At 36.1% G+C, this 16658-nt stretch carries 13 protein-coding genes; 4 read left to right on the top strand and 9 right to left on the bottom strand.

The genetic code is table 11. The annotated features are described in order from the left end of the window. The first annotated feature begins 84 nt into the window (after nt 1–84). Complete coding sequence (locus KYH19_RS12185; protein ID WP_219075311.1) at nt 85–1737, top strand: M28 family metallopeptidase; 1653 nt, start codon at nt 85–87, stop codon at nt 1735–1737. Nucleotides 1738–1816: 79 nt separating this feature from the next. Here the strand turns inward: KYH19_RS12185 and KYH19_RS12180 are convergent, their stop codons facing one another. Together KYH19_RS12180 and KYH19_RS12175 are read right to left on the bottom strand one after the other, a co-directional pair. Continuing rightward, complete coding sequence (locus KYH19_RS12180; protein ID WP_219075310.1) at nt 1817–2419, bottom strand: outer membrane beta-barrel protein; 603 nt, start codon at nt 2417–2419, stop codon at nt 1817–1819. Nucleotides 2420–2738: 319 nt separating this feature from the next. Further along, the gene (locus tag KYH19_RS12175) at nt 2739–3296 is read right to left on the bottom strand and encodes an NADPH-dependent FMN reductase (RefSeq protein ID WP_219075309.1); all 558 of its coding nucleotides are present in this window, start codon (nt 3294–3296) and stop codon (nt 2739–2741) included. Between the two features lie 102 nt (nt 3297–3398). Here KYH19_RS12175 and KYH19_RS12170 point away from each other — a divergent pair, with 102 nt between their 5' ends. Beyond that, a complete protein-coding gene (locus KYH19_RS12170) occupies nt 3399–4601 on the top strand; it encodes an MFS transporter (RefSeq protein ID WP_219075308.1) in 1203 nt (400 codons plus the stop codon). 207 nt (nt 4602–4808) lie between these two features. Here KYH19_RS12170 and KYH19_RS12165 read toward each other — a convergent pair whose 3' ends face one another. The 3 genes from KYH19_RS12165 to KYH19_RS12155 form a co-directional block, all read right to left on the bottom strand. Then, nucleotides 4809–5459, bottom strand: a complete 651-nt coding sequence (locus KYH19_RS12165) for an outer membrane beta-barrel protein (protein WP_165902704.1) — start codon at nt 5457–5459, stop codon at nt 4809–4811. A gap of 161 nt (nt 5460–5620) precedes the next feature. Further along, nucleotides 5621–6250: a hypothetical protein gene (locus tag KYH19_RS12160; protein WP_219075307.1), complete on the bottom strand. Its 630-nt coding sequence runs from the start codon at nt 6248–6250 to the stop codon at nt 5621–5623. An 11-nt stretch (nt 6251–6261) separates the two neighbouring features. Further along, nucleotides 6262–6915 (bottom strand): outer membrane beta-barrel protein, encoded by a 654-nt coding sequence (locus KYH19_RS12155; protein WP_132401482.1) that lies wholly within the window; start codon nt 6913–6915, stop codon nt 6262–6264. 307 nt (nt 6916–7222) lie between these two features. Between KYH19_RS12155 and KYH19_RS12150 the strand changes: the two genes are divergently transcribed. Both KYH19_RS12150 and KYH19_RS12145 read left to right on the top strand, forming a co-directional pair. Next, entirely contained in the window at nt 7223–7696 is a 474-nt protein-coding gene (locus KYH19_RS12150; protein ID WP_132401479.1) for a hypothetical protein, read from the top strand. Between the two features lie 80 nt (nt 7697–7776). Continuing rightward, the gene (locus KYH19_RS12145; protein ID WP_132401476.1) at nt 7777–8001 is read left to right on the top strand and encodes a hypothetical protein; all 225 of its coding nucleotides are present in this window, start codon (nt 7777–7779) and stop codon (nt 7999–8001) included. A 163-nt stretch (nt 8002–8164) separates the two neighbouring features. Here KYH19_RS12145 and KYH19_RS12140 read toward each other — a convergent pair whose 3' ends face one another. From KYH19_RS12140 to KYH19_RS12125, 4 genes are all read right to left on the bottom strand, one after another. Then, complete coding sequence (locus tag KYH19_RS12140; protein WP_255562412.1) at nt 8165–10141, bottom strand: WG repeat-containing protein; 1977 nt, start codon at nt 10139–10141, stop codon at nt 8165–8167. 187 nt (nt 10142–10328) lie between these two features. Further along, the gene (locus KYH19_RS12135) at nt 10329–12623 is read right to left on the bottom strand and encodes a M60 family metallopeptidase (protein WP_219075306.1); all 2295 of its coding nucleotides are present in this window, start codon (nt 12621–12623) and stop codon (nt 10329–10331) included. Between the two features lie 165 nt (nt 12624–12788). Then, entirely contained in the window at nt 12789–15389 is a 2601-nt protein-coding gene (gene clpB, locus KYH19_RS12130; RefSeq protein ID WP_219075305.1) for an ATP-dependent chaperone ClpB, read from the bottom strand. A 106-nt stretch (nt 15390–15495) separates the two neighbouring features. Then, nucleotides 15496–16509: a rhomboid family intramembrane serine protease gene (locus KYH19_RS12125; RefSeq protein ID WP_219075304.1), complete on the bottom strand. Its 1014-nt coding sequence runs from the start codon at nt 16507–16509 to the stop codon at nt 15496–15498. Between the last annotated feature and the right edge of the window lie 149 nt (nt 16510–16658).

Here is a 16658-nt window from a genome sequence, read left to right as displayed (position 1 = left end):
TTTATACTCACATTTAAAATAGAACTCCTAATTTCTTCGTATTTTTCAGCAAATGTGATTAATTATTTGAAAAAATCCTTTAAAATGAAAAAACTCCTTATACTTTCAAGTTGCACACTTCTTTTCTTTGGTTCCTGCAAGCAAGGCGCAAAAAGTACTGATGGTAATGCCGATTCTTTAGCTATAAAAGCCATTAATGATTCGAGTTTAACCCAATATTTATCCGTTATTGCTGCTGATAGTTTGGAGGGAAGAAAACCTTTTACCAATGGAGAAACCAAAACCATTAATTACCTCAAAACTCAGTTCGAAAAACTAGGCCTGCAGCCAGGCAATGGAGATAGTTTCTTTCAGGAGGTACCGATGGTAGAAATTAAATCAGTACCTGAAGATAAAATGGTATTGAAAGGAAAAAATGCTTCGCTAACATTAAATTATTTAACTGATTTTGTTGCTGGCACCCGTCGTGTGCAAGATGAAGTGATCATGAGTAACTCACAACTTGTTTTTGCAGGCTATGGTATTGTAGCTCCGGAATTTGGCTGGAACGATTATGCGAACCTTGATGTAAAGGGGAAAACGGTAGTGGTGTTGATTAATGATCCTGGTTTTGCAGATTCTACTTTGTTTAAAGGTAAAAATATGACTTACTATGGCAGGTGGACCTATAAATTTGAAGAAGCTGCCCGTCAGGGAGCCACAGGAATTATTATTGTTCATGATACCGAGCCGGCGGCTTATCCGTGGACAGTTGTTCGAAGCGGTTGGTCGAAATCTAAACTTACCCTGCAAAGTGAAGACAATGGAATGAGCAGAGCTGTGGTAGAAGGCTGGATTACTTTAGATAAGGCGAAACAGCTATTTGCATTGGATGGGAAATCATTCGATCAATTGGCTTTAAGTGCCCGGAAAAAAGGTTTTAAGGCTGTTGATTTAAATATTACCACCTCACTGAAAGTTAAAAATACCATCAAGAAATCAGTTACTTATAATGTTCTGGCTAAAATACCGGGCGATAAACGTAAAGATGAAGCTCTTATTTATTCGGCGCACTGGGATCATCTGGGTGTAGGAGAGAAAGTAAAAGGCGATTCTATTTATAACGGGGCAGTTGATAATGCAACAGGTGTGGCAGCTTTATTCGAAATTGCTTCGGCATTTAAAAAGTTACCCAAAGCTCCTGGGCGTACCGTTTTGTTTATTTCTTATACAGCAGAAGAGCAAGGTCTTTTAGGATCTGAGTATTATGCCAAACATCCTGTTTTTCCATTAGATAAAACTGTTGCCAACATCAACATGGATATGATGGGCATAGCAGGTAAAACGAAAGATGTTGTCGTTTACGGCTTTGGTCAGTCAGAATTGGAAGATTATGCTGCGGAAGCCGCTAAAAAGCAGGGACGGGTAATCGTGCCAGATCCTGTTCCATCATCTGGTTTGTACTACCGTTCCGATCATTTTAATTTGGCAAAGGTTGGTGTACCTTCATTATTTACCGGTTCGGGTGTAGATAACATCAAAAACGGCAGAACATGGGGATTAAAGCAGGTGGCCGATTTTACCAAATTCCGTTACCATTCGCCACAAGATAATTTCGATGCCAAAACATGGGATTTATCAGGCATTGTAGCAGATGTTCGAATGCTTTTTGATATGGGATATCGCATCAGTAATGAAACTTCGTATCCGAAATGGAAAGACGGATCGGAATTTAAAGCCATTCGAGAAAAGAAGTAAACAAAAAGCGTCCCGATGGTAAACCGGGACGCTCTTCGAAAAAAAGTCATTTTATTAAGTTCCCTTAAGGGAGAATTAATTAAAAGTAGAACTGTACACCTAATCTTGGTGCGAAAGTATCAGCGTTTAAGCCAAAAGTATTGGTTTTAACTTTAGCACCAGTTCCTTCAGCTTTTAAAGTATAGTTTTCATAACTTAAACCTTTAACCGAAAGTTCGATACCAATTCTTTTTGTTGGGAAAAATGCAAATCCTGGAGCAAGTTCTACACCGATTTTAGTAGTAGTACCCACTTTAACAGCGTTATCGCCGTTAGCATCAGTTGTTTTTAACTCACCAAATGCCAATGGTACTGATAATTGTCCGAAGAATTTAAATTGATCTGATAAACCAACATAGTAACGTCCGAAAGGAGCAACTTTAAATGCACCATTTTCTGTTCTGCTGCTTACTTTTTTATCGTATTCGTAACCAACACCCGTACCAATTGCAAAATTATCGCTGATAAAATAACCAACACTTGGTAATACGCTAAAGCTGAAATCTGCTTTTGGAGCGCCGTCAACTTTTGTAGAGTTTACACCTACATTACCACCTAACATAAAATTTCCTTTTTCAGTTTGTGCTTGTGCACCATAAACTAAACCTGCTACTGCTACTAAAGATAATAATAGTTTTTTCATCTTTTTTATTATTTATTTGTGATTAAAATATAGCCAATTTTACTTTTTTAATTTCTGACTATATTTGAATAAAAGTCAACACTTGTGCCAGAAAACTTTGTCTGCGTCATCAAAAAATCAGTTTTTGCTCAACTGCTTAATGCACAAACAGATGTGAATTTAATGTTAATTCAATATTATTTTCGTGTGACTAAAAATCAATCGATTGATTAATTTTTTAGACATGACAAATTGACAATCTGACTTTTTTTGTATAAATGTCAGATTTTAGGGTAGCAGAAATGGCAGGTTTTTTGGAAAAACCTTCGCGCTATTTTGATTAAACCTTACAGGCAGAAATTAAATTTTCTATTTTCTTTTTAATAATATCGATGCTCTTCTCATCTGTCAGATTTCCTTCAGCATCAAATTTATTTTGCGCCTGTGCGATTAAAACTTCTGGTTGTAAAACCGGATTCATATTCAGGAATGTAAAAACAGGCAAAAATGCCATTTGCATTCTAACGGTTCCCCACATGCCTTGGGTAGCACCCATTACTGCAACAGGTTTATGCATCAATGGCGAATCTTTGCCGCGGCTGGCCCAATCGATGGCATTTTTCAAACCACCAGGAATAGAATAATTATATTCTGGAGAAACAATGATAAAAGCATCTGCAGCAGCAAGGGACTCCCTAAATTTCGTTACGCTTGCAGGACGTTCTTCTGTTTCTGGCAAATCATGATCGGCATTATAAATGGGAATGTCATCATAGGCCACAATTTCAAATTCGATACCTTCTGGGATCAATCCGCCTGCCATTTTAAGTAACATCGCATTGTAAGATCCTTTTCTTAAGCTTCCGCATAAACCAACAATTTTTCTGTTCTTTTCCATAGCTATTAAACCAGAACTTTATCAAAATGTTTGGTTTTTGCAAGGACATATCGTGTAGTTTAAAAATTTATAATCACTATTTTTGGCGTTTAATGTACCATAATGACTGAGAATACGACTACCACATCAATTATTGAAAAAACAGTTTTTCCGATCCTTTTTGCTTTAAGTTTTTCGCATTTATTAAATGACACCATACAATCATTAATTCCTGCAATTTACCCGATCATCAAAACCAGTTATCGTTTAAGTTTTTCGCAGATCGGGCTAATTACTTTAACTTTTCAGTTAGCCGCATCGCTGTTACAGCCTTTTGTGGGTTTATATACGGATAAAAAACCTCAACCATATTCGCTTGCAATAGGGATGGGATTTACCCTGATCGGTTTAGTCTCGCTTTCCCAATCAACTCATTTTTATACCATACTAATTTCAGTTTGTTTTATTGGGATAGGTTCTTCTATATTTCATCCGGAAGCCTCAAGGATGGCGCACGCTGCATCAGGAGGAAAGAGAGGATTGGCACAATCTGTTTTCCAGTTGGGAGGTAATGCCGGTAGTTCTTTAGGTCCACTATTGGCGGCCTGGATTATTGTACCATACGGGCAGTTCAGCGTGATCTGGTTTTCGGTAATTGCACTTTTAGCTATTATCATTCTAACCTATGTTGGCAATTGGTACAAAGGATTTATGCTTTCGAGAAGTAAGAAGATCAATATTCAAACTGTGGTTAATCAGTTTTCGAGAGGGAAGGTGATTTTTTCAGTATGCATTTTACTCTTGTTAATTTTCTCGAAATATTTCTACATGGCGAGTTTAACCAATTATTTCACCTTTTATCTTATCGATAAATTTCGTGTTTCGGTGCAAACCTCACAGATTTATTTATTTGTATTCTTATTCTCGGTAGCTGCCGGAACATTATTGGGTGGGCCAATAGGCGATAAAATAGGACGGAAATACGTAATCTGGGCATCGATACTGGGTACAGCACCATTTGCGTTATTATTACCACATGCCAGTTTGTTCTGGGTGGGTGTGCTTATTGTTCCTATTGGAATGATATTGGCATCAGCTTTCTCTGCAATTCTGGTTTATGCACAAGAATTAATTCCCGGAAAGGTAGGTTTAGTTGCCGGTTTGTTTTTTGGCTTTGCCTTTGGTATGGGTGGCATCGGATCGGCCTTATTGGGTAAATTAGCAGACTCTACCAGTATCGAATATGTATTCAATATTTGTGCGTTTCTACCTTTAATCGGTTTATTAACCGGATTTTTGCCGAATATTGAAACGAAGAAGAAATAGAAATTAAAATGGATAACAAGGGACTTTAGCAAATTAAAGTGCCACGAAAAATCGTCATTCCCAACTCGATTGGGAATCTTAATGCAATAAGCTTTAAGATTCCCGTCTGCGCGGGAATGACGAACCTTCTACTGAAATGTATCAATGGTAACCTATTATAAGGAACAGCTATGATTTTATGTATAGCGTTCGACAGCCTTTATGCGTTTAGAAGTGGAAATTAAATCCTAGAAAAGGGTTAAAGGTATTAAAACCAAAGTCAAATGCTTCTGCTTCGTACCAGGTATTTGATGGCGATTGACCATCATAATCAATTTTATTATATGATAGCAGAGAAAAGCCGAGTTCTATACCAAGTTTTTTAGTAGGAAAAAATGCAAATCCTGGTCTTAAGGACGCATTGTATTGCGTAAATTTTGTATTAGGCGTAAGGTTGTAGTTATAAGGGCCACTGTAAGTTTCGTCAGTTTTTACAAAGCCAATTGTTCCACTAAACTGGCCGAAGGCTTTAAGTTTATCAATAATATCTATATAATATCTTACCACAGGGCCGACTGAAAAACTTTTTTGTTTACTTGTTCTTGTGGTGGTTATGTTATAGTAGGAATCATAATTATTATTCAGATTTTTACTATAGCTGGCACCTGCTATTAGTCCAATAGCTAAATTTTTAGAAAAGAAATGCGCATAACTTGGATTTATGCCATAAAAATTTCTTTTTTCGTAATTTGCCGATTCCGTTTTTGACGAAGAAATACTTAAACTACCTCCAATTAAGTTGTCTCCTTTTTCTGTTTGAGCATTGGCTCCCATAGTGATAGCGCATACCGCTACCAACGTTAATAATTGTTTTTTCATTTTCATTTGTGTTTTTGTGTATCCAATGATAAAATAAAAAAATGAAATAAACTATGTTGTTAGTTGTTTTTGTGCTAATGGTTTGATTATCAGTTTTTAAAAAAAGACACCGACCTTATTATTAGATCGGTGTTCGGTAATAAGAATGAATAGATCGTATTTTACTTTAAATTTGCATTCAGGATAAAGTAATAAAGTTCAGTAGGAGAGAAATTGAAGTCGCTACCTATTTCGCCTGTAATTGATTTGAGTTTTCCATTTTCTTCTGGAAAAATGCTTCTGTAGTATTCGATCTGGGCACCGCCAATTGATTTGATCTTTCCGTTTTCTTCGGGGAAAATGCTTCTGTAATATTCGATGGTAATATTACCAATTGATTTGATTTTTCCATCTTCCTCAGAGAAAATGCTTCTGTAATATTCGATAGGCATATCCCCGATTGATTTAACTTTTCCATTTTCTTCAGGAAAGATGCTTCTGGAATATTCAATTTTTTTATCACCTATAGATTTAATTTTACCATTTTCCTCTGGAAAAATACTTTTGTAATATTCAAATTTCTTATCTCCAATGGATTTAATCTTTCCATTTTCTTCGGGGAAAATGCTTTTGTAGTATTCAAAATTGGTATTACCAATTGATTTGATCTTTCCGTTTTCTTCAGGGAAAATGCTTTTATAATATTTTAATTCTGTGTTTGCTGTAGTTTGTGCTTTTACACAAAATGCATAAGTTAAAAGTAGGGTTAAGCTTAAAACCTTTAAGTTTAGCTGGCTAAATATATTTTTCATTTTATTGAAGGTTAAAAGTGATAATTGAAAGTAAATGTTGGTGTGAAATTCTGCAGGGCGAGCCTTAGGTTATTGGTTTTATCAAAGTTGTAAAGCGATTCTTCAGCATAGTAATTTTGATGGAAAAAAGATACAACGGGCAATGAAAACTCCAAGGCAGCATGTTTTGATATAAAATAACTAAAGCCAGGACTTATACTTGCGCCCCATCCCTTTATTTTAGCATCTGTTCGGATCAGGTAGCCTTCATCATCAATGCGGTTAAAAGTATTTACCTGTAGAAGTAAGTTTGCCTGCATGAAAAACTTAAAACGATCTTTAATGTTGATATATTTGCGTACAAAAGGAGAAAAACCAAAGCTAAATTCCTTTACTCCATGCTGTTCTTCGTAATATCCGTATTCTTCATTCCATGCGATATAATTTTCACCCCTGAGTTTTGATAGATTTAATGGGATTTCTAAACCAACGGCAAAATTATCGGCTAAAAAATATCCTCCTCTTGGCGTTAAGGTAAACGTGTTTAAGCTGGGTGATGAACTGTTTTGTTTAGAAGTTCCAAAACTAAGGCTTCCGCCAGCAAAGCCGGTTCCTTTTTCAGTTTGGGCATAGCTGCGCCAACTGACGGCGCATAACAGCGCCATGATGATTAATTTAGGTTTCATTTTATTTGTGTTTTTGTGTGTAATCAATAATAATCATTATTGAGACAAAATGCAAGAAAGTGAACTATCATGTTAGTTACTTTAATTTTTAAACTGATTTTAGTAGCTTCAAGGTAAATGAGACTCTTGGTGCTGTTTTTGCATAGTATAATAATGAATTGAGGCTTGAAAGTTGAAGATTAAAAGTCTTTAAGGAGAAGATTAATTGATACATGTTCTACAGCAATGGAATCATATGTTAAGCGATAAATTTGAAGGTTGAATTTTAATGTCCTACGATGTTTTAGTTAATAAATTGAATAGATAAATGAAGTGTTTTCATCCCATAAAAATTGTATCATTTTTTCTTTTATCAGTTTTGATGGGATGTATTGGCAAGAAAAACGAGTTTATTTTTCTGGATCGTATGACCTTTACAAATTCATATGATAAAAACGCGGTGAAGATTTCATATTATATATTGATTAACAACCCGGAGGCTAGCAATGAAAAGCTAAAAACTGCAATTATTCAATATACAAGGGGTAGATTCCGTAATGATCAATCCTTGAAAAAGAAGGATGTTACCTCACTCAACTTTGTATTTTATAAAAAAACAGGCAACACCTCTTATTTTATTAAAAACGAAGAATCTCCTGGTGGATTGTCAAGTGAAGAAATAGCTCATTATAAAGAAGATTACATAGCTAATTATGATGTGACCAAATGTACCGGAGGTTTCACAGAAAAGCTCTATCTGTATGATTTACCAGAGAACACCGTTGTTCGTAATTGCAAATAATTTGGTATTAGCGCTAGCGATTTGTAAAATGAGATACGGGATTTAGCGCATTTTAATTAAAGTATTTATTAAATAAGGGCATGAAGAAAGCGATGTTAATTGGTGTCATAATTGGTATTCTTTTCTCTATTTGGGATACGTTGGTAAGTTATGCAGATACTGCGCCAATAGACGTTGAACCAGGTATTGTTATTGTTTCATGGTCAATAGTTGCAAAAACTATAATCTATATATTTATTGGTGGCGTGGCGGCACTGATGATTATGTTTATGATTAAATGTTTTGATCGGTTATTAAGAAACTGATATTTGTTAATTACCAGGCAATTACCAATTTGTATTTAATGTTGTTCAACTGGAAGTCTTTCGGCTCATCTTGAGTACATGCCGCAAGTAATGTCAATAAAATGATTAGCTTCTTCATATTTACCTGTTCTTTCTCAGAATTTCCTTTTAAATGTTGGCCAGTTTAGATAACATGATTTCCATAGGTTTTTAAGAAGATTTTTAGCTGAGTAGCCTGATGTTTATTTTTCAGGATATACTTCAATCTTCCAGATTTATCCAGTTCGTCACTAATATTGTCAAAAATAAAAGGGACAACTTCTTTGCCATTTTTATCCAAGAGTCCATAGTAATAACTACTGCCGTCGGGTGTACGAATTCCCGCGATAAAATAGTCGCTGATTTCAAAAAATGGATCGATGAATTCATATTTAAATGGTGTTAAAAGGTTCAGGGTATGATCCGCTAAGGCTTTCTTCTTTTTATCATCTTCGACAATAAAAAGCAAGGGATACTTTATATCCGATGATATAAATTCATTGATGTTCTGGATTGTTTTGATTCCTTGATCAGGAAGCCGCTTAAAGTTGAGGTCGTATACTTCATCTACATCATTATTTTTATGGCCTATTACGAATTTATTATATTTATCAAATCTTTGATACTCAAAAGGTAAGACCACTTTGTCCCGGTTGAATACCACTCCAACTGCAGATTTATCACCGGTTGTTTTCTCAAAAACATCATACCTTGGCTTTAATGTTTGTATATAACTTTGGAACTGCGGCAGGGCCACCATCTTTTTATTCGCCCCATCTAACCAATGTAGTTTGTCATCAACAATAAAATAATCGTTGCCAACCTGTTTAAGTTCCTCAAACTGTGCAGTTATAATTTTATCACCCTCTTTATTGGAAATCCCATATTTTAGCCCCTTTCCGTTTTCGAAAGCGTTATAAATGATATTGGGATTGTTTAGGTCAAAGAATTTCATACCCGAACGATGGTTATTAAACTTTACCATGCTGTTTTGCTGAAGCAGATCGAACTTCGTGGCAACAATCACATCAATTGTTTGAATATTATCAGGAAATTCTACAATAACGAATTGATTTTCGGCTGCAATTACTTCTTTCCCTTTATCCGCTACTTCATTATAAAAAGGAATGTCGCCAAGTTCTTTGATCCGTTCATTGGTTAAACTGGAAACATAAGACTGAAATTCCACCATCAGATCCTTCGCGGTTAACTGCTTCTGGGTGATTTTGGTAAGCTCTTGTTTTGCTTCGTTTTCGTTATCAGTTTTAAGTATGGCTAAAAAAGTATTACGCAGTTCTTTCAAATGATTTTTTACATCTTTCCTGATCGCGAGCATTGGCGTAGAACTTAGTGCAATAGTGTTCATCCTTAAATTCTGACCGTTATAAGCTTGATAACCAATAATGTCTTTGTAGATCGAAATGGGTATTTCAAGCTTGGCTACATTATCCTTGATCTCTTCTATTTCAATGGGTTGATTTTTATAGGGTACTTGTTTCGCTGATTTTACAATAGTGAATTTCTCGAAATCCAAAGGAAGCCTTAACTTAATTTCAGTCTCAATACTGTCGATCCGTTTCAGCCCGATCTGATTTTCTGCCAGTTTATTACCCTTAAAGAAATATTTTTTTTCAACGACTTCTATGCCCTGTTCAAAGGGCTTAAATAAACTATCCCTTTCCTCAATAATCGAGTTATTATCGGTCAAACTGTATCTGCTTTCAAAGTCAAATCTGCTTTGTCCATACAAACCAAGCTTGTCTTCTTTGTAGTTTTCATTAAAGTTTTGATTAAAATATAACTGCTTACAATAAATCTTGAAGATTTCATCAAGCTTAGAAGTGTTGTTGGTTAACGAAAACTGTGGTTCAGATTTTTGCACTGCGCTTTTTTCACCCGATGAAAAATGTGAGGTCAGCTGAATGCTGAAGCTAGCGGTCTTAATCAACTTGTTTAAGACTGCGGTGTCTTTTTCTAACTGTTGTTTGAGATCACCTAGCTTCATGGCTTGCAGATGTGCTACATACTCTTTTACCGGCTTTGATTTTTCAGGGTTTTGGCCACCACATGAACTCAGGAATAAGCCGATGACAAATACAGTGAGCGTTAATTTATATTTCATATTTGCTTTTACGGCAAGCTTCAAAAATCCTGCCAACACAACCTCAAGATTTGAATCCTCCTCAGCCTTTTAAGCCTCATAGCTAAGCTTGTATGGTTGTTGTTTTATGTTTATCAACGGTTTGCTGTATTGACCAACTAAAAAAACGCAGGAATTAACCTGCGGATTTTAATTTTACCCCCCCAACTTAGTGTGGTAAATAAGTAACGAATTCTTGCGGGATCCAGGTTTTATAGTGATGCACTTCTGCTTTTGCTTTTTCGCTCACCGGTATTTTCCATATTTCGAAAAACGACGATAAATTGGAATTGGTAGTTTTGCAGATGGTTGTATACCAGAGATCGATCCGTTGTTGGTTACTCAGCGGATGGTCGTAGTATTTTCTAGGATCCATTTCCCGGTATATTTTATTGGCTTTGATAATAGACTCCCATCCAAAATGTTCAATAATTTGGATGTACATGCATAAAGCGGTAAAGGGGCTTTTTCCCCATTTTTCAAAAGTAGGCTGGTTTTGAAGATAATTATGGATTTTCTCCTTTACTTTATCTCTACTTGCAATTCCATCGTGATTATATAAGCCCTTTTTTAATACTTTATCATATACATATATTGTATAAAGGTTAGTGGTTACTTCACTAACTTCATCCATATCAAGACCCCAAAATTGATGGCGATGGCCTAACTCGTGGAAATGGCCCCAGCTTCCTTTTTCTTTTAGTATTTTTTCGTTTAGCATCCATTCGCAACTTTCATCGTCGGGGGCCACAATTTTATCCCAAACCGTAAACATATAACCATAAGCAACCTGATTATCAATGATTATTCTTTCGGGATGTGTTCTGGTTTGACTAATAATGGCTAAATCGGCGTCTGCATCCATTATTTGATCCCATAATTTTAATAACGACTCAGGATTTTCTAAGTTTTTAATCCGGTAGGACGGAACGGTAAGAATAATGTTATTGGTAGCAAGTTCTGCCCATGGTGCAGGGTTATTTTTGATCGTTTCCCATTCGGCAAGGGTATTCTTTCCTAATTTGTAATAAGGTGCTTTAACCACACCACTTGCGGTAATATTAATAGATTTAAGTGTAGAACTATCTGGAATTCTGATGTACAACAATCCGCCATAAGGCGAAAAAACTGTTGTGGTATCTTTATCAAGTTCGAATGATCTTGTTAAATCAAAACCGGTCCTTACCAGATTATCCAAGTGTTTTAAATCGTCGTTATGGATCCCGATTTGAGCTTTTAAATATTGGTTTCTGTATTTAGGATCGACCACAATACTGACTTTCTCACCTGCTGGTACGTAAACCCCGGTACTATGCAGCCTGAAATAATCCGGGTATGGATCAGCTAAACCCTGTGAGCCAACTTTCACATCTATATTGATTTGCTCAACAGTTCGTTTTGCGTTTTGAGGCACTCTGCCTGGAAAAACCTTACTTTCTGGATAAACAAAATCTGTTGCTTTATCTACATTATGGATTTTGTCAAAAAGATATTTTGAAAATTTATAACCTGCTTTTTTTGCTGGTGTGGAAATATCAAGTGGATTTTTGAGCGTTGGAACGGCTAATGTATCACTAATCACTAAAATGGATTTTAACTTTTTAATAATTTGACTGTTATCAGCATTGTTTGAAAAGGTAAGTTCAAGATTTGGCTCTATTCCATAAGCATATTCTGTAGGATCAATGGCTGTAAAAGCAGGGTTTGCCAACTGTTTAAAGATAGCTTTCACACTAAGATAAAAAGGAACATCTTTTAAATTCAAGGTATCGTTAATGTGATTTGCCTGAATTAAAGTATAAGCATTAAATATCCCGGCCTTGCTGAGTAAACTGTTTATTTTAACCAGGTCGTTGAGGTAGGATTTGGTGTGGTCTCGATGTTTAAAAATACCTGGATAGGGGGAGCCATAAATGAGTTGACCGCCATCCCTTATATATTTTTCGATTTTTTGTTGTGCGGTTGTATCCTTAACATCTTCTGTTAAAAAATATAAACTGGTATTGGACTGAAATTTGGCGTTTTCAGCAATATAAACTCTCGCTTTATTGGCTTTTAAGAAACTAATTAAGGCAGGATCTGCAGATTTGGTTACAGCTATTTTAAGTTTTTTAGAATGAGTGCTTACATTTTCGAGTATGTTTTTTAATAATTTTTGGACATTTTGATCGCTCAATAATTTGCTTTCAAAATATGCTGATGAGCCGATGGCAAAAATCTGTCCTTTACCTAAGGTACTGGTCATGATTACTGTAGTTGAAACTTCTACCTGTGGGGCAAGCCTGTGTGTTGCTACGATATTAGGTTCTTCGTTAGTGGTATAAAACGCCGAAACAAATTTGCCTGTATCGGGCATGGGTAAAGACCTGACGTCTTTTAAAAGAGCTGATTTTTGAAAATTTTGTGCGAAGGCATAACTGGTGAGGAATACCAGATTTAAGAGTAGATAGGTTTTTAGATTCATTTTCAAGAGCTTGTATATTACAATTTTAAGCATCTAAAATTGCTATAACAATATAGCTTATGTTAAAAAAAGCTAAAATATGCCAATTGTTTTCCCTGAGTCCTTAAAGTTTAAAACAAAAAATCCCGCCCCAATTTTATTGAGACGGGATTTGATCGGAATGTATTAATCAACGTTTTGGTTCAGGAACACAAAATTATGATCGAACATATCTAACTTAATTTTGCTGTCTTTATCTATCTTACCAGCCAATATCTCTTTCGACAACTCATTTAAGATTCTTTTTTGAATGACCCTTTTTAACGGTCTGGCACCAAACTGTGGATCGTAACCCAACTGTGCCAGCCAATCTAAAGCTTCATCACTGGCATCCATCTCTATACCCATTTCGGCCAATGTTTGCTGTACCTGTTTAAACTGTAAGCTTACAATATTTCTGATTTCGCTACGGTTTAACGGTGTAAACATAATCAGCTCATCAATCCTGTTCAAAAACTCCGGACGAATGGTTTGCTTTAATACCTCAAACAATTCGTTTTTGGTTTTGGCAACTACCTCATCTCGGTTTTCGTCGCTTAAATTTTTAAAGTTATCCTGAATTAAATGTGCACCAATGTTAGAGGTCATGATGATGATGGTATTTTTAAAATTCACCGTCCTTCCTTTATTATCGGTTAAACGGCCGTCATCCAATACCTGTAACAGGATATTAAATACATCGGGGTGTGCTTTTTCGATCTCATCAAGCAATACCACCGAGTAAGGTTTACGTCTAACGGCCTCAGTTAACTGTCCGCCTTCATCGTAACCAACATAGCCTGGAGGCGCTCCGATTAAACGCGACACAGCATGGCGCTCCTGGTATTCACTCATATCGATACGGGTGAGTGCATTTTCATCGTTGAATAAAAATTCAGCAAGGGCTTTTGCAAGTTCCGTTTTACCAACACCAGTAGTACCTAAAAAGATGAAAGAGCCTATTGGTTTGCGTTTATCCTGTAAGCCTGCACGTGAGCGGCGGATGGCATCAGAAATGGCTTCAATTGCTTCGTCCTGACCAGCCACGCGCTGGTGTAACTCTTCTTCTAAGTGAAGCAATTTTTCCCGCTCACTGGCAATCAGTTTCGTAACCGGAATACCTGTCCAACGGCCAACCACACCTGCAATATCATCAGCCGTAACTTCTTCTTTCAGCATGCGGCTATCGCTTTGCTGGCTTTCTAAATCGGCTTTAAGTTTTTCAACTTTATCCTGGGCCTCTTTGATTTTTCCATAACGGATTTCGGCCACTTTGCCATAATCTCCTGCACGTTCTGCCTGTTCAGCTTCTAATTTATAGTGCTCAATTTGCTCCAGTTCGTTATTTACTGCATCTACCAGGTCTTTTTCACCTTGCCATTTGGCTTTAAATTCATCACGCTCTGCTGATAGATTGGCAATTTCTTCTGAAAGTTCTTTAACCTTCCTATCGTCTTTTTCGCGTTTAATCGCTTCGCGTTCTATTTCTAAACGCATAATTTCACGGTCTAACGCATCTACATGTTCAGGCACACTGTCCATCTCCATGCGCAGTTTAGATGCAGCCTCATCCATTAAATCGATGGCTTTATCCGGTAAGAAACGATCAGAAATATACCGCTGACTCATTTCAACAGCCGCGATAATGGCTTCATCTTTAATCCTTACTTTATGGTGGGTTTCATACCGTTCTTTTAATCCACGAAGGATAGAAATGGCATCCTGGGTGTCAGGTTCTTCAACCATTACTTTTTGGAAACGGCGCTCTAATGCTTTATCTTTTTCTAAATATTTCTGGTATTCATCTAAAGTTGTGGCACCAATGGCACGCAGCTCTCCGCGGGCAAGGGCAGGTTTTAAAATGTTCGCTGCATCCATTGCGCCTTCGCCACCACCAGCACCCACTAAGGTGTGGATCTCATCAATAAATAATACGATTTCACCGTCGCTTTGCGTAACTTCTTTAACTACAGCTTTTAAACGCTCTTCGAATTCTCCTTTATATTTTGCACCGGCAATAAGCGAGCCCATATCAAGCGAATACACCACTTTGCTTTTTAAGTTTTCAGGTACATCGCCTTTAATAATTCTGAATGCAATTCCTTCGGCAATGGCAGTTTTACCTACACCAGGCTCACCGATTAAAATCGGGTTGTTTTTGGTTCTGCGCGATAAAATCTGGATCACCCGACGGATTTCTTCATCACGGCCAATCACCGGATCCAGTTTTCCGCTCTCGGCATACTCGTTTAAATTCCTTGCATATTTGCTCAGGGCCTGATAAGTTGCCTCGGCATTTTGATCGGTTACCCGGTTATCACCGCGTAATTCTACAATGGCTTTTTTAAGGTCTTTTTCGTTAACGCCTTGCTCTTTTAACAGCTTAGATGTGCTATCATTAACGGCTAAAATGCCTAATAATAAGTGTTCTACAGATACAAACTCATCTTTAAACTCCTTTAAAAACGTCTGCGCTTTCTGTAAAACGCTATTTGCATTAGATGACAGATAGACATTACTTCCACTCACTTTCGGGAATTTGGCAATCTCTGCATCTAAGTTTTGATTTAGTGAATTAAGGTTAACGTTCAGTTTCTTTAAAACATAAGAAACAACGTTTTCATCAACAGTAAGCAGACCTTTAAGCAGGTGTGCCGTTTCAATAGCCTGTTGCTGATTGCCCTGGGCTATTTCAGAAGCCTGTTGAATTGCTTCCTGGGCTTTTATGGTAAAATTGTTGAAGTTCATAGCTCTTTTAAGTCAAAACAAATGCCATAACAATTTTGATTTTACAATCGGAAATTTTGTCGGTAAGTTTTTGTTTGAAGTGACTAAATTGCTGATTTTTAATGATTTATGCTGAAAATTTGTCTGATTTTATATTATTGATTTGAAGATATATGATAGTTAACACAGCTCCGCAAAATAAACCAGCAAAATGCGCAACATGATTTACACTTCCTTTCAAAAATCCATTAACTGTAGTCATTATTGTAATAGCTGCTATATTAATGATTATAAATTTACGTAGTTCAATAGCTATTTTTCTGTTGGTTAGCATGCCTGAAAAAACGCCTAAAAGCCCAAATATAGCACCTGAAGCCCCTACAGTTAGGGTGTAATCCGTTAGGTAAAAACTGATCAAATTTGCAAAAAAGCCTGTTAGCATATAGATAATCGCAAACTTTACATGCCCTATGGCCGGTTCAAGAATTGAACCTATATAAAATAGCATAATCATGTTCATTAAGATGTGAGGGAAATTACTATGTAAAAAGATAGCTGTTAGGAGTCTCCACCATTCTCCACTTGTAATTGCAGGTTTAAAGTACGCGCCGGCAGCAATTAGTGTTTCCTGATCAAAATTTTTAAAGAAAAAGCCTGAAGAGGTTAGCATAACAACGTAAATTAATATGTTGATATCCAATATTATTGTAGTGACAAAAAATAGCCTGGAAGGAATAAATATCTTTAAAAAGCTTTTAAAACTATCTATCTTATAGAAATTTAATATTGGAATAGGAACATTCGCATCTAAAATTTTATTTGCCATTTTCTTCAGTTCTTTTTCACTTATCAGTTGCTTTGTATATTCGTAATGTGATAGGAATTTATTTAGATATACTTTATTCCTGGAATTTTCGGCAATTATCAGATCATCAATGCACGTTAATGTCACCTCGTTATTTTTTATTACTATCGTAAATACACTATAAGATGAATGGTACTCAGAATGATTTATGGAAGCAGTAAGACGTTGTTCATTGTAGACAGAAACTTCCCAGCCCAGATCTTCAATCGTTAGATTTGCTAAAGCAATAAAATGTGCAGGTGAGTTTTCTACGAGTTTAAATTTAATTGTGGCCATAATTATTTCACAAGATATTCAATAATTACAATTCTTAGCGCCTGTTTAAATTTTTATAACAAACATAAATGGCCTTTTGCTGTCACACTGAGGGATAATTATTTCATAAAATCAATATAAAAGACAAATCTTTTTGGCAAAATAGTAGG

Origin of the sequence: Pedobacter sp. D749, from assembly GCF_019317285.1 — a bacterium.
Lineage (GTDB): Bacteria > Bacteroidota > Bacteroidia > Sphingobacteriales > Sphingobacteriaceae > Pedobacter.
The sequence above is the reverse complement of the archived record's forward strand: the minus strand, read 5'-3'. Positions and strand labels throughout refer to the sequence as shown.

Coding starts and splice junctions, on each gene's coding strand:
- KYH19_RS12185 (WP_219075311.1), top strand. CDS start 85: ATGAAAAAACTCCTTATACTTTCAAGTTGCACACTTCTTTTCTTTGGT.
- KYH19_RS12180 (WP_219075310.1), bottom strand. CDS start 2,419: ATGAAAAAACTATTATTATCTTTAGTAGCAGTAGCAGGTTTAGTTTAT.
- KYH19_RS12175 (WP_219075309.1), bottom strand. CDS start 3,296: ATGGAAAAGAACAGAAAAATTGTTGGTTTATGCGGAAGCTTAAGAAAA.
- KYH19_RS12170 (WP_219075308.1), top strand. CDS start 3,399: ATGACTGAGAATACGACTACCACATCAATTATTGAAAAAACAGTTTTT.
- KYH19_RS12165 (WP_165902704.1), bottom strand. CDS start 5,459: ATGAAAAAACAATTATTAACGTTGGTAGCGGTATGCGCTATCACTATG.
- KYH19_RS12160 (WP_219075307.1), bottom strand. CDS start 6,250: ATGAAAAATATATTTAGCCAGCTAAACTTAAAGGTTTTAAGCTTAACC.
- KYH19_RS12155 (WP_132401482.1), bottom strand. CDS start 6,915: ATGAAACCTAAATTAATCATCATGGCGCTGTTATGCGCCGTCAGTTGG.
- KYH19_RS12150 (WP_132401479.1), top strand. CDS start 7,223: ATGAAGTGTTTTCATCCCATAAAAATTGTATCATTTTTTCTTTTATCA.
- KYH19_RS12145 (WP_132401476.1), top strand. CDS start 7,777: ATGAAGAAAGCGATGTTAATTGGTGTCATAATTGGTATTCTTTTCTCT.
- KYH19_RS12140 (WP_255562412.1), bottom strand. CDS start 10,141: ATGAAATATAAATTAACGCTCACTGTATTTGTCATCGGCTTATTCCTG.
- KYH19_RS12135 (WP_219075306.1), bottom strand. CDS start 12,623: ATGAATCTAAAAACCTATCTACTCTTAAATCTGGTATTCCTCACCAGT.
- clpB (WP_219075305.1), bottom strand. CDS start 15,389: ATGAACTTCAACAATTTTACCATAAAAGCCCAGGAAGCAATTCAACAG.
- KYH19_RS12125 (WP_219075304.1), bottom strand. CDS start 16,509: ATGGCCACAATTAAATTTAAACTCGTAGAAAACTCACCTGCACATTTT.